This is a genomic window from Saccharothrix sp. 6-C (assembly GCF_016695385.1).
Taxonomy (GTDB): domain Bacteria; phylum Actinomycetota; class Actinomycetes; order Mycobacteriales; family Pseudonocardiaceae; genus Actinosynnema; species Actinosynnema texasense.
Genome location: NZ_CP064192.1, coordinates 6,377,887 through 6,391,069 on the forward strand (window position 1 = coordinate 6,377,887; position 13,183 = coordinate 6,391,069).

Annotated in this window: 10 protein-coding genes; 4 read left to right on the plus strand and 6 right to left on the minus strand. The window is 73.1% G+C overall.

Annotated elements, in window-relative coordinates; all coding sequences use genetic code 11:
- Positions 1–59: 59 nt before the first annotated feature.
- The gene (locus tag IOD16_RS26765) at positions 60–1,796 is read right to left on the minus strand and encodes a CHAT domain-containing protein (RefSeq protein WP_442978132.1); all 1,737 of its coding nucleotides are present in this window, start codon (positions 1,794–1,796) and stop codon (positions 60–62) included.
- Between the two features lie 961 nt (positions 1,797–2,757).
- Between IOD16_RS26765 and IOD16_RS26770 the strand changes: the two genes are divergently transcribed.
- The 4 genes from IOD16_RS26770 to IOD16_RS26785 all read left to right on the plus strand — a co-directional run bounded on the left by IOD16_RS26770 (position 2,758) and on the right by IOD16_RS26785 (position 6,850).
- Positions 2,758–3,960 carry a S8 family peptidase gene (locus tag IOD16_RS26770; protein WP_201436596.1) on the plus strand — a complete coding sequence of 401 codons (1,203 nt, stop codon included), beginning with the start codon at positions 2,758–2,760 and terminating at the stop codon, positions 3,958–3,960.
- Positions 3,961–4,145: 185 nt separating this feature from the next.
- Complete coding sequence (locus tag IOD16_RS26775) at positions 4,146–4,778, plus strand: RNA polymerase sigma factor (protein WP_123746369.1); 633 nt, start codon at positions 4,146–4,148, stop codon at positions 4,776–4,778.
- Entirely contained in the window at positions 4,744–5,208 is a 465-nt protein-coding gene (locus IOD16_RS26780; RefSeq protein WP_236594406.1) for a hypothetical protein, read from the plus strand. The genes IOD16_RS26775 and IOD16_RS26780 overlap by 35 nt, the downstream gene beginning before the upstream one ends.
- Positions 5,209–5,296: 88 nt before the next feature.
- On the plus strand, positions 5,297–6,850 hold the full coding sequence (locus IOD16_RS26785) for a diguanylate cyclase domain-containing protein (RefSeq protein ID WP_201436597.1): 1,554 nt from the start codon (positions 5,297–5,299) through the stop codon (positions 6,848–6,850).
- Here IOD16_RS26785 and IOD16_RS26790 read toward each other — a convergent pair.
- The 5 genes from IOD16_RS26790 to IOD16_RS26810 all read right to left on the minus strand — a co-directional run bounded on the left by IOD16_RS26790 (position 6,804) and on the right by IOD16_RS26810 (position 13,125).
- The gene (locus IOD16_RS26790) at positions 6,804–7,556 is read right to left on the minus strand and encodes a class I SAM-dependent methyltransferase (protein ID WP_201436598.1); all 753 of its coding nucleotides are present in this window, start codon (positions 7,554–7,556) and stop codon (positions 6,804–6,806) included. The genes IOD16_RS26785 and IOD16_RS26790 overlap by 47 nt on opposite strands.
- 72 nt (positions 7,557–7,628) lie before the next feature.
- Positions 7,629–8,225 (minus strand): GTP-binding protein, encoded by a 597-nt coding sequence (locus IOD16_RS26795; RefSeq protein ID WP_123746366.1) that lies wholly within the window; start codon positions 8,223–8,225, stop codon positions 7,629–7,631.
- A gap of 47 nt (positions 8,226–8,272) precedes the next feature.
- A complete protein-coding gene (locus IOD16_RS26800; RefSeq protein WP_053721145.1) occupies positions 8,273–8,695 on the minus strand; it encodes a roadblock/LC7 domain-containing protein in 423 nt (140 codons plus the stop codon).
- Positions 8,692–11,727 carry a sensor histidine kinase gene (locus IOD16_RS26805; protein ID WP_236594407.1) on the minus strand — a complete coding sequence of 1,012 codons (3,036 nt, stop codon included), beginning with the start codon at positions 11,725–11,727 and terminating at the stop codon, positions 8,692–8,694. Before IOD16_RS26805 ends, IOD16_RS26800 begins: the two co-directional genes overlap by 4 nt.
- Before the next feature lie 375 nt (positions 11,728–12,102).
- Positions 12,103–13,125, minus strand: a complete 1,023-nt coding sequence (locus IOD16_RS26810) for an ABC transporter substrate-binding protein (protein WP_123746365.1) — start codon at positions 13,123–13,125, stop codon at positions 12,103–12,105.
- Positions 13,126–13,183: the final 58 nt, after the last annotated feature.

The following is a 13,183-nucleotide window of genomic DNA, read 5'->3' on the forward strand; positions in this document are numbered from 1 at the left end:
TCTCGTCCACCGCGCCAACCTACTGGGGCCGCGCGGTCTCCACGAGTCCCGAGCGGGGGTCACGCGCCGAAGCACAGGAACCCGGCGCTCGCGGCGAACGCGGTGTCGCCGTCCTCCCGGTGCGCTTCCTGCGCGCCCGCCAGCGCGACGGCCGGCGAGTGGCCCGCGCCGAGCCTGCGGTGCAGGTCGACCATCAGCGGTGTGGTCACCTCGGCCGGCACGGGGATGACCGGTGCGACGAGCGTCCGGGTGCCGAGCCCGAGCAGGGCCGCGGTGAACCCCATCAGCTCGTCGCCGGGTCGCACCGCCGACAGGCCCGAGTCGCACGCGGACAGCACGACCCGCGCGGGTGGTGTGCGCAGCCGTTCGAGGTCGTAGACGGTCAGCGGGCCGTCGGCCAGTTCCAGGGCGGAGAACAGCGGGTTGTCCGCGCGGAACGAGCCGTGCGCGGCCACGTGCGCGAGCGGCGCGCCGTCCATCGCCGACGCCACCGCGTCCACCGTCGCCGCGCCGCCCACCAGCACCGAGGCCGGCGCCGTGCCCGGGTCGAGCGACGCGATGGCCGAGATCTCCGTCGGCGCGGCCGGCAGCCGCGGTCCCGCCGCCAGGACCACCCGGTCGTGCGACACGAGGACGGAGGTCGCCGCGCGCAGCCACACCGTCGCCGACGGCACCACGGTGACGGCGCGGCCCCGGCAGGCGGGCAGCGCCGACCACGGCAGGCCGCCGAGCCGGCCGGTCGGCGCGAGCACCAGCGGCCGGTCGTCGAGGCGCCGCCGCAACGGCTCCAGGAGCCTGTTCTGCAGCAGCCGGGCCGCGTGCTCCGCGCCCGCGCGCACCGCGGCGCGGTCGACGTGCCCGGGCAGCGTCACCAGCCGGTGCAGGGCGAAGCGCAGCAGCCGCAGCTCCCGCAGCGCGCCGTCGAGCGGGCCGAGCCGGTGCAGCGACGCCCGGCCGCCCGCCACCACCACGGCGAGCAGCTCGCCTTCGTGGTCGACGTACTCCACCAACGCCGAGGTGCCCAACGCCCGTGCCAGCTCGCCCACCGCGGGCGGTTTGAACACCGCGCCGCCGCCGCCGGTCCGCCGGGTCAGCTCGCGCACCCGCTGCTCGCCGCGCACCTGCCGCTGCCGCAGCGCCGCCGTCGGCCGGCCCGCCGTGGACGCCGCTTCCAGGTCCGCCGTCACGGCCCGCAGCTCGGCCAGCGCGTCGGCCAGCCCGGAGTCCTCCGGCGGCCGGGCGGGGGTCATCCGCAGCGTGCCCGCGCGCCACGCCTCGGCCCAGCTCAGCACCCGTCCGGCCCGGCCGCCCGCGACCGCCGTGCGCAGTCCTTCCGAGGCCAGTGCCGCGCCTTGTGCGCCGCTCAGCGCGCGCAGTTCCGTCGCGCCCAGGGACACCCGGTACTCGTCGAGCAGCGCCAGGCCGCGCCGCAACGCGATCTGCGCGCCGCGCGCGCTGCCGAGCAGGTCGCGCCGCAACGCCTCGGCGTACCAGCCCTGCACGCGGTGCGCCGCCGGGCCGCCGCGCCGGGCCGTGCCCGCCGCGGTCAGCTCGGCCACCGCGCGCGAGTGGTCGCCCAGGTCGCGCGCGACCAGCGCCCCGTCGACCCGCGCCTCCAGGCCGGCCATCCGCCAGCCGAGCGCGTCCAGCCGGGTCGCCACCTTGGTCAACGCGGTGACCAGCGCCTTGGTCCGCTGCCCGCTCAGGTACGCGGCGCGCAGCTCGACGTGGCGCGCGCCTTCCGCCCACACCTCGCGCTTCTCGCGGCGGAAACCCTTGCGCGCGGCCACCGCCATCTCCACGGCGCGGTCCAGGTCGCCTTCCAGCAGCGCGATCCTGGCGCGGTAGAACAACGCCTCCGACCGGGCCAGCACGAGGTCGCCGCCCAGTTCCTCCAACGCCAGGTCGGCCGCCGCCCGCGCCTCCTCCAGCAGCGGCACGGACACCAGCAGCTCCAGCCGGTTGATCAGCAGCGCCGGCCGCGGCACCGCCAGCCGCCGGTACTCCCGCTCGGCCTCGGCGAACATGGTCAACGCGCGCGGCACGTCACCGGCGCGGGAGGCGGAGATGCCCGCGTTCCACCGCACGTCCGCCACGGCCAGCGCCTGGTCCAGCTCCCGGTAGAGCACGGCGGCGCGGTCGAAGTCCTCGTCCGCCGCGCGCAGCCCGCCGGTGTAGGCGCGCAGCAGCCCCCTGTTGTTCAGGGCGCGTGCTTCCACCAGCCGTTCGCCGAACCGGCGCACCACCTCGATCGCGCCGTTGTACTCGCGCAGCGCCTCGTCGTAGCGGCACAGGTAGTGCAGCACCAGGCCCCGTTGCATCCGGCCGCTGCCCGCGTCCACGCCGCGCAGGTTCGGCAGCGCCGCGTTGATGGCGCGCAGCGCCTGCGCGTGCCGGCCGGTGTTGGACAGCACGAACGCGAGGCTCATCCGGGCCAGTGCCGCCGCGCGCGCCGACCCGGCCTGCTCGGCGATGCGCACGGATCGCCGCAAGTGGCGCAGCGCCGCGTCGAAGTCGTGCAGCTCGCGCAGCGCGAGGCCGATCGCGCGTTCCGCCGCGGAGGCTTCCTCGCCGTCGCCCGAAGCCCGCGCCGCCCGCAGCGCGGACCGGCCGATCTCGATGGCCGCGCGCGGATCCCGTTGCCGGGCTTCCAGCGCTGCGGCGGCGGAAACCCCTGCCACGAACCCACCTTATTACCAAGTGGGCTGTGGTAGCTTGCTCACACCCAGCACCCGTCGACGCTGCTGTGAGGCCTCGGTGTCCGATCCATCGACTCGCTCCGGGCTCTACCAGGAAGCCTTCCAACAGGCCATCCGCACGCACCAGAGCTACCGCCTCCACCCCGAGCGCGGCCGGGAGTTCGTCTTCGTCGCCGGTGAGCTGCTGACCATTCCCGAGGACGTCGACCGGGTCAGCCGGAAGCTCGCGCAGAACAACATCGGCACCACGCGCGGCCGGGACTTCGCGGGCATGGCCCGGTTGCTGCTGTCCCGCAACCCCGACGACATCCCGGAGATCGTGCGCCTGCTGCGCGACCCGGCGCAGTGGCCCGGTGAGCGCACGCCGTTCGTGCAACCGCACCACGTGCTCTTCGGCCACGGCGGCAACATGCACGGCAACCCGGGTGAGCCGCCGCGCGTCGGCACGCCGCTGGCGGCGCCGAACCCGGCGAACGGCGGCGTCGGCCGCGGCGTCGTGGTCGGCGTCCTCGACACGGGCATCTCGGCGACCGCCGCGGTCGACCACCCGCAGTGGCTCGGCGGCGCGTTCACCGCCAAGGCCGAAGAGGTCGACGCCGCCTACCGGTACTCCGACGTGTTCGCCCTCGAAGGCGGTCACGGCACGTTCGTCGCGGGCGTGGTCCGGCAGGCCGCGCCGGGCGTGCGGATCGACCCGGAGAAGGCGCTGGACCCGAACGGGCTGGGCACCGAGGAGCAGTTCGCCCGCGCGCTGTCGTCGTTCGACGAGAAGGTCCAGATCGTCAACATCTCGATGGGCTGCTTCACCCAGGACGACACCGCCTCCGAACCCATCCGGCGGGCGCTCGCGGCCCTGCCGCGCGACGTCGTCGTGGTGGCCTCCGCGGGCAACCAGGGCACCACCCGGCCGAGTTGGCCCGCCGCGCTGCCCGGCGTGGTCGCCGTGTCCGCGATCGCCGAGGAGCGCGACGGCAGCCGGTCACCCGCCTGCTACAGCAACCACGGGTACTGGGTCGACGCGTGCGCGGTCGGCAACCGGACCAGCACGTTCCTCAAGGGCAGGTGGGAGCTGCCGGGACTGCCGGTGGACGTCTTCGACCGGTTCGCCTACTGGCTGGGCACCTCGTTCGCCGCGCCGCACGTGGCCGGGCGGATCGCCGCGACGATGACCGAGCGCGGCCTGACCGCGGTCGGCGCCCGCGACCACCTGCTCGTCGGGCGGCCGGAGTTCTTCCCGGGCTACGGTGTCTTCTGCGGTTGACGACGTCCGCGACCCCTCGGGTGGCGGGGGTCTCACGGCGGTCCGGCCGAAGCTTGTATCTCGCGACCGGGTCGCCACTCCGTAGTGTGTGGCAGCGAAGAAGCCGAAGTCCGTGACCCGGCCCGGGTCCGCGCCGGCGCACGCCGGTGCGGAGGCGCGGAACCCCCGGGACCAGAGGAGGGGACGTGACCCCTGCTTCCCCGATCGCCGTGCTCGTGAGCGCGGCGGCGGAGGGCGACCAGGACGCGTGGAACGAGATCGTCGCGCGCTTCACGCCACTGGTGCTGGCGGTGGTGCACCGGCACCGGTTGCGCCACGCGGACGCGGCGGACGTGCACCAGACCGTGTGGTTGCGGCTGGTGGAGCAGCTCGGCAGGCTGCGCGAGGCGGACGCGTTGCCCGGGTGGATCGCCACGACCACCCGCAACGAGTGCCTGCGGATGCTGCGGATGCAGCAGCGCACCCTGCCCTACGACCCGCAGTCCGAGGACGAGCCGGCGAGCCCGGACGACGCGGTCGCGGATCTGGACGAGGAGTTGGAGGCCGCCCAGCGGCGGCAGGCGCTGCGCGAGGGCTTCCGCTCGTTGTCCGAGCAGTGCCGGGTGTTGCTGGCCAAGCTCATGGCCGACCCGCCGCCGAGCTACGGGGCGGTCGCCGAGCAGCTGGCGATGCCGGTGGGCAGCATCGGGCCCACCCGGATCAGGTGCCTGGAGAAGTTGCGCAAGACTCCCGCGGTGCTGAAGCTGGTCGAGCCGCGGCCGGCGGGCGGAGGAGGTGTGGTCGGTGTTGAGGGACGATCCGGGGTGGGAAAGCGATGAGGTGCTGCTGCGGGAGTTGAGCGCGGCGCTCGCCGAGGAGCGCGACGTGCCCGAGCACCTGCTCCAGGCCGCGCGCGCCGCGTTCACGTGGCGCACGGTCGACGCCGAGCTGATCGCCTTGACCAGCTACGACTCCGTGCTGGACGAGGAGCTGGCGGCGCGGGCGCGGGCGACGCAGACCGCGCGGCAGCTCGTGTTCGACGCCGAGGGCGTGTCGGTGCAGGTCGAGGTGACCGAGGCGGGTGTCGCGGGCCAGGTGCTGCCGGCGCGGCCGGGCCGGGTCGCGCTCGTCACCGCGACCGGGCCGGTGGAGGAGTCGGAGCTGGACGAGCTGGGCCTGTTCCTGCTCGGCCCGCCACCGTCGGGCCCCGTCCGGTTCCGGTGCGAGGTGGGTGGCACGACGGTGATGACCGAATGGGTATGTGTTTAACCCGATTCGGTGAAGCCTTGACGGCGGTGGCCGGTGGTCCGGAAGATGCGCGGTGACCTGATCTTCACCCACCGTCGCACACCCATCCATGACCGAGCCAGTCCGCGTCACCGCCGCCGAGGGAAGTGCTCCCACGGCGATCGAGGCGTGGGCGCTGCCGGAGCTGTTCCGGCAGGTGTTCGTCGGCTCCACGGCGGGCATCGCGATCTTCGACGCGCGCGGCGCGCTGGTGGGCGCCAACCCGGCGCTGGAGGCGATGCTGCCGCCGGAGGACCTGGCGACCCTGTTCGTCGACACGCCGCCCACCGCGGACGAGACCAGGGTGCAGCGGCAGTTCACCGACGCGGCGGGCGAGCCGATGTGGACCGAGGTCGCGCTGTCGGTGGTGCGCGACGACGACGGCCGGCCGCGGTGGCACGTCGCCGTGGTCGAGGACACCACCGAGCAGCGGGTGCTGCGCGACTACCTGCGCCACCAGGCGCTGCACGACGTGCTCACCGGCCTGCCGAACCGGCAGAGCTTCCTGCCCGGCCTGGAGCGGGCGCTGAGCCGGCCGGGGTCGATCACGTTGTGCTACCTGGACGTGGACAGCGTCGCCATCGTCAACGACGGCCTCGGCTACGAAGCGGGCGACGAGCTGCTCAAGGTCGTGGCGCAGCGGCTGACCGCGGTGTTCGCGGACGAGAACGCCACCGTCGCGCGCATCGGCGGCGACGAGTTCGTCGTGCTGATCGAGGACTCCCCCACCACGCCGGGCATCTCCGCGCTGGCCGAGGCGATCGAGACCGCGCTGGTCGAGCCGGTGCGGCTGGCCGGGCACGGCGTCGGGGTGTCCGCGGGCATGGGCTTCGTGCGCACGTCGGCGCGCGGGTCGGACGCGATGGCGTTGCTGCGCCAGGCGCACAGCACGCTGCGCCGCGCGGAGAGCGGCGGCAAGGGCCAGTGGGGCATCTACGACGCCGGGCAGGACGCCCGCGACCGCGCCCGGTCCTCGCTGATCGCGACCATGCCCGGCGCGTTGCAGAACGGCGAGATCGCCCTGGACTACCTGCCGGTGGACCGGGACGGCGAACGGGTCGCGGTGGCGGCCCGGCTGCGGTGGCACGAGGCGGAGTACGGCCCGGTGTCGCACGACGAGTGCCTGCGGTTCGCCGACGAGCTCGGGCTCAGCGGCCAGCTGGCCGAGTGGGTGCTGGACGAGGCGTGCGCCTTCGCCGCGGCCGAACGGCTGCCGGTGCTGGTGCGGCTGTCACCGGACCAGTCGCGCGACCCGGACCTGACCGCGCCGGTCGTCGAGGCGTTGCGGACCGCCGAGCTGCCGCCGGAGCTGCTGTGGCTGAGCCTGTCCGCGCGGTGCCTGTCGGCGCCGGGTCAGGCCGAGGACCTGGACGTGGTGGAGGACAACCTGATCGCGTTGGGCGACATGGGGGTCCGCCTGCTGCTGCACGACGTCACGTTCGGCTTGCCGGAGCTGTCCGCCGTGGAGCGGCACGGGCTGCACGGCGTGCAACCGGCCGTGCCGACGGGCGAAGCGCTGGCGCGCCAGGCCCTGTGCGCCGTGCTGCCGCTGGTGCGGGCGGCCGGCGCGCTGATCGTCAGCGACGGCGCGCTGCCGGGCGCGGACCTGGTCGTGCGATCGTGATGATCTCCGGGCTGGTCGCGGTGGGCGGGGTCCGGTCCCAGTTGCCGTAGCGCTCGGCCACGTCGAACCCGGTCTCCCGCAGCAGCGCGTCGAGGTGCTCGGCGTCGGTGAACCGCAGCGTGCCGCGGTCGACGCGGGGCTCCGGCCAGTCCGGGCTGCTGAACGTCTCGGTCATCGTGACCAGCCCGTCCACCACGCTCTCCACGAAGTGCTCGACGCGCACCCGCTCGCCGCCGTGGCCGACGATCTCGGTGCCGTTCTCCGGCGTCCAGCGCTCCCACGCCCGCGCGCCGGGGTCGCGGGTCTCGAACGCGAAGAGCCCGTCCGGCGTCAGCGCCCGCCGGATCGCGGTGAACTGGGCGCGCACCTCGTCGTCGGTGAGGAAGACCTGGAACGCGTGCCCGGTCATCACGACCAGGTCGAACTCCCCGTCGAACGCGACCGTGCCGAGGTCGCCGCGCACCCAGTCGACACCGGGGTCGCGCCGCGCCTGCAGGAGCATGCCCTCGGCCGGGTCGAGCCCGACCAGCCGGCCCTCGTGCCCGCCGGCGCGCGCGGCCTTGAGCAGCGTGCCCGTGCCGCAGCCGACGTCGAGCACCGCGGTCGCGGCCGACACCAGCCCGAGGTAGAAGCGGTCGTCGTCGCCGAACCCGTTGATCAGGTCGTAGTAAGCCGCCAGGTCCGCGTCCTCGAAAGCGTCCGCCACCCGTCCGAGTGTGGCCCGCACGGCGGCGGGCCGCGACCGGTTTTCCGGCCGCGGCCCGTCACGCGGGGTGGATCAGGCGAAGGTCGGCTGCCGCATCGCGTGCTGCACCAGAGTGATCAGCGTCTGCTTGGTCGACTGCCGGTTGCGCGCGTCGCAGGGCACGATCGGCACCGACTCGTCGATCGTCAGCGCTTCCCGGATGTCCTCGATGCGGTGGTGCAGCAGGCCGTCGAAGCAGTTCACGCCCACCACGTACGGCAGCTCCCGGTCCTCGAAGAAGTCGATCGAGGCGAACGCGTCCGACAGCCGGCGGGTGTCGACCAGCACGACCGCGCCGATCGCGCCGCGCACCAGGTCGTCCCACATGAACCAGAACCGGTGCTGACCGGGTGTGCCGAACAGGTACAGGATGAGGTCGCTGTCCAGCGAGACCCGGCCGAAGTCCATGGCCACCGTGGTGGTCATCTTGTTGGGCGTGGCCGAGAGGTCGTCCACGCCGACGCTGGCCTCGGTCATCACCGCCTCGGTGGTCAGCGGCACGATTTCCGACACCGACCCGACGAAGGTCGTCTTGCCGACACCGAACCCGCCGGCCACCACGATCTTCGTCGACGTCACGGTCAGGCTCGCCGCGGGTGACCCCGGCCGGCCGGGAGCGCCACCGCTCATGTTGCTCTGCTTTCCCTAGTAGTAAAACCTCGCCGGGTGGTGGGACCTCAGCCGCGCATGGCGACGTGCAGCTGCGAGCGGATCTCCGGGGTGAGCTGGACGCCGACCCGCTCGACCAGCCGCGTCATCGCGTAGCCGATCAGGCCGATGTCGCAGTTGGGCGCGGCGAGCACGGCCAGGCACGAGCCGTCGCTGATGGACATGAGGAACAGGTAGCCCCGCTCCATCTCCACCACGGTCTGCTTGACGTCACCCGCCTCGAAGCAGCGCGCCGCGCCGAGGTTCAGGCTGACCAGGCCCGACGCGACGGCCGCGAGCTGCTCGGCGCGGTCGATCGGCAGCCGCTCCGAGGACGCGAGCAGCAGTCCGTCCGCGGAGACCACGATCGCGTGTGCGACGCCCGCGACCCGGGCGACGAAGTCATCGACCAGCCAACTGAAGTTTTCGAGTTCCTCGGTTGCGGTGGTCACTTCTGCTCCTTGGTCTGATTGCCGCCGTTGGCGGGGGTGTTGTCCTCGAACGACACGCCGTCCCACGGCATGCCGGCGTCGTCGCCCGCCTGCCGGCCGAGTTGCACACCTCGCTGGTAGGTGGCGAAGCGCTGGCGCAACCGGTCGGCGGACCGGCGCGGCGACACCGCGGTCGCCACCCCGGCCGACGTGGCGCTGTTCGCCGACGGCTGCGCCGCCGCCGGCGCCGACCCGCGCGGGGAGGGCGCGGAGAGCGAACCCGGCATCAGGCGCGCCTTGGGGACGCGCTTGGGCAGGCCCGCGGTGGTCGTGTCGTCGACCGGCGCCTTGAGCGCGCTGGTCGCCGTCGTCCACCCGTCGTCCGCCGCCGCGCCCCAGCCGGGCGTCGAGGACGCGCCGGACGACGGGATCGCCGACGGCGCGGGCTCGCGCTTGGGCAGGCCGGCCGGGGTCGAGCCGCGCGGCTCGGGCGGCGTCGGCTTGCTCGGCGCGGGCGGTGGCGTGATCAGGTCGGAGCGGTCGGTGTACGCGGTCTGCTCCGACGCGGTGCCGACGTGGCCGCCGTGGCCGTTGTCGGTGCCCATCAGCTCGGCGCGGTCGGCGAACATCGTCCGCTCGGACGCGGTCTCCGGCGGCACCGTCGACGGCGGCTGGTCGGCGGCCTCGCCGCGCGCCACCCCGCCCTCGGCCTCGCCGCCCTGGAACCAGCGCGACAGCACGTCCTCGTAGATCGGCAGCCGCTGGGTCGAGGCGTCGTCCTCCTCGGGCTCGACCACCGGTGCGGGCTCGGGCGCCGCCGGGCGCCTCGCGGCCGACGGCGGGTAGGAGTAGTCCGGGACCTCCTCGCCGGGCGGCGGCACGGTCTCGGTCACGGTGGCGGTGAACAGGTCGTCCACCGGGGTCTGCTCGACCTGGAAGTACCCGCCGGGCTCCGCCTCGTGCGTGTGGACGACCTGCGGCCCGGTCGTGGCGGGCAGCTCCAGCGGCGCGTAGCCGCCGGGCGCGATCTCCGGCGTCCACTTGGGCACGCCGGCCAGCACGCCGACACCGCTCTCCTCCAGCTGCGGCACGGCCTGGCGCTGCGGCAGCGCGGCGGGCGCGGGCCTGGGCGCGAGCGGCTCGGGACCGCGGTGCAGCAGGTCCATGGGGAGCACGACCTGCGCCGTGACGCCACCCTCTATGTCGTCGTTGTTGCTCAACGTGACCCGGATGTTGTGGCGCTTGGCGAGCTGGCCGACCACGTACAGGCCCATCTCGCGGGCCACCGACACGTCGACCTCGGGCGGGTCGGCGAGCTTGGTGTTGGCGTCGACGACGTCCTGCTCCTGCATGCCGACACCGCGGTCGTGGATGCGGATGGACACCTCGCCGCGCCGGGTCTCGATCGCCCGCACGGTCACCTTGGTGGTGGGCTTGGAGAACGCGGTCGCGTTGTCCAGCAGCTCGGCGATGAGGTGCGCGAGGTCGTTGACCACGCGGCCCTGCACCTTCAGCTCCGGGGCGGGCGCGATCTGGATCCGGGCGTACTTCTCGACCTCGGACACCGCGGCGCCGAGCACCTCGGAGATCGGCACGGGCCGGGTGACGCGGCGGTTGACCGTGGTGCCGGAGAGCACCAGCAGGTTCTCGCTGTTGCGGCGCATCTGGGTGGCCAGGTGGTCCAGCTCGAACAGGCTGGCCAGCTGGTCGGGGTCCTGCTCGTCCTGCTCCAGCCGGTCGATGACGGTGATCTGCCGCTCGACCAGCGCCTGCGAGCGCCGGGACAGGTTGATGAACATGTCGTTGACGTTCGCGCGCAGCGCCACCTGCTCGACCGCGAGGCGGACGGCTTCGCGCTGCACGGCGTCGAACGCGCGGGCCACCTGGCCGACCTCTTCGGTCGTGTTGATCGGCACCGGCACCAGCGCCTCTTCCGCGGCGCGGGCCGGGTCGCGGTGCGTCCGGATCCGCTTGATCGCGTCGGGCAGGCGGTTGCGGGCCACGTCCAACGCGGTGCGGCGCAGCACGCGCAGCGGCGTCAGCATCGAGCGGGCGACGAAGGCCATGAGGGCGAACGCGATCACCAGCGCGACGGCGACCAGCGCCGCGTCACGCCACGCGGACGCGCGGGCGGCCTCGGTCAGGTCGACGGAGGCCTGGTCGGCCTGCCGCTCGATGTTCTGGGACACCTCGCGCAGCAGCGCCGCGGTCTGCTCGCCGACGGCCATGACGTCGCCGTCCGAAATGGACACCTCGCCGCCGTCGTCCTGCTGCACCAGCGCCAGCTGCACCAGGCTGTTGCGCGCGTCGACCGGCGTGCCGGACACGGTGTCCGACAGCAGCTGCCGGTTCTCCTGGCTCGCGGTGACCGCGAAGTCGGTGAGCGCCGCGTCCAGTCGGGACTGGGCCGCGCGCAGCGCGTTGGCCTGGCCGGGCGCGAACTCGCCGCGGGTGGCCGTCGACAGCAGGATCGAGTTCTGCTGCGTCAGCTGCTCCTTGGCGGAGTAGAGCGCGAGGTTGGCGCCGGCCAGCGGGGTGATCGTCTCGTTGCTCAGGCTGCTCGCGGTCGCGCGGTGCACCTGCGCCAGCGCGGCCAGCACCTGGCCGTAGGCGCTGTGCACCGAGATGTCCGGGTACCTGGTGTTGGTCACCGTGTTCCGCAGCGCGTTGAGGCCGTCCAGCGACTGCAACGACTTCTGGAACGCCTCGCGCACCGCGTCGTCGACACCGGTCGTGGAGGCCGCGACGTCGCGCAGCCTGCCGACCTCGACGTCGACCTTGCTCGAGCGCGTCTGGAACTCGGGGCCGTTCGCCCCGCGTCCGCCCGCGACGAACCAGACCGCGGCGTCGCGTTCCAGCTGCAGGGCGTCGGACACCGCCGCCACCTGGGCGGACAGCTGGAGCTCCCGCTGGACCTGGCCGAACAGCTCCACGTCGTCCAGCTGGGTGTTCAGCCGCAGCCCGGCGAGCGTCAGCGTGCTCAGCGCGGGCACCAGGAGCACCACCGCCAGCTTGCTGCGCAGGCGCCAGTTCCGCAGGCGCCACCGGGACACTCCCCGGTCGCCGGGCACGGCGCCTGTGCTGGGCCCCGAGTCGGGTGGACCGCTTCCAGCGGCACCCGTGTCGAGTTGAATCCGCTCCGGATCTCTCCCGGAGGCGTGGTCGTCGTGACCGCGCACCGTCAGCACACTCCCCAGCCCGGTGAAACGACACTTCCCTACAAACCCGGTGGATCTTGGTGGAAAAATCCGCCGAGTCATACCGCCGTTCGGACGAGGAAGCCGGTAGTTTGCAAATCAACCATTGTCGCGCAGACCACACGTGGACGCGCTAAACGATCGCTAACCGGCGTTCATGGTTTTTTCACGCCCTCGACCCGAACGGGAAACACCCGAGGGGGAGCCCGGTGGACGGGCTCCCCCGTCGGATCAGCTACCCGACGCCGTGACCAACATCGGCTTGACGTCGAAGTCCTTCTCGAGCAGGCCATAGGTTCGCATCAGCCCCGCCACGCGCTGCAGGCGGGTGGCGTCGAGCGTGGTCGGGAACTCGCCGAAGTGCACGAGGCTGGCGGTTTCCTTGTCGACCTTGGCGTACTCGACCAGCAGCGGCTCGACCGTGGGGCGGTCCGCCGCGTCGCGCTGGCCCTTCGCCATCGCGCGCTGGAACGCGGCGACGGTGTTCGGGTTCTCCTTCACGAACTTGCCGGTCGTGGCGTAGCCCGCGATCGGGATGTCCGCGGTCGGGCCGGACGCCGCGTCGAGCACGGTGATCTGGCCGCTCGTGCGCTGGGCGCGGCTGATGAACGGCTCCACCATGAAGGCCGCGTCGACGGTGCCGTTCTGGACCGCGGCTTCCATGTCCGGGAACGGGAACTCCTTGAAGTTGACCTTGGCGGGGTCGACGTCGTTGGCTTCCAGCGTCGCCTTCGCGGTGAGCTCGGCGATGTTCCGGAACGTGTTGATCGCGATGGTCTTGCCCTCGAGGTCCTTCGGCGACTTGATCGGGGAGTCGGCCTTGGCGAGGATCAGGAACATCTCGGGCTTGGCCTGGTAGCCGTCGCTGACCAGCTTGAGGCCGTCGACGGCCTTGGCCGCCTCCTTCGCCTCGGCCGCGAAGAACGAGACCCAGTTGCCGAAGGAGATGTCGAGGCTGCCGTTGATCAGGCCCGGGATGGCCATGGCGCCACCCTGGATGATCTCGGGCTTGACCTCGAGGCCCTCCTCCTTGAAGTAACCCTTCTGGATCGCGACGTGGACCGACGCGACGTCGAGGATGTTGAGCAGGCCGACCGTGATCGTGGCCTTTTCGACCTTGCCCGGTGCTGCGGCCGTGGTGGGCTTCTCCTCGGAGCCACCGAGGAGGCCGCAGCCGGAGACGACGGCGAGCATCGCGACAGCGGAGACTACGCCGAAGATCCTTCGTGCCGAGAGGCCGACTCTTCGAGTCATGGGGGGCATCTCCTGTTGGAGTGAAGACTTTGCGGGGGCAGGATGCACGAGCGACAGG

Excerpts from the sequence above, each read along its gene's own strand:
- IOD16_RS26795 (WP_123746366.1), bottom strand. The coding sequence starts at position 8,225 with ATGAGCGGTGGCGCTCCCGGCCGGCCGGGGTCACCCGCGGCGAGCCTG.
- IOD16_RS26785 (WP_201436597.1), top strand. The coding sequence starts at position 5,297 with ATGACCGAGCCAGTCCGCGTCACCGCCGCCGAGGGAAGTGCTCCCACG.
- IOD16_RS26765 (WP_442978132.1), bottom strand. The coding sequence starts at position 1,796 with ATGGCGGTGGCCGCGCGCAAGGGTTTCCGCCGCGAGAAGCGCGAGGTG.
- IOD16_RS26810 (WP_123746365.1), bottom strand. The coding sequence starts at position 13,125 with ATGACTCGAAGAGTCGGCCTCTCGGCACGAAGGATCTTCGGCGTAGTC.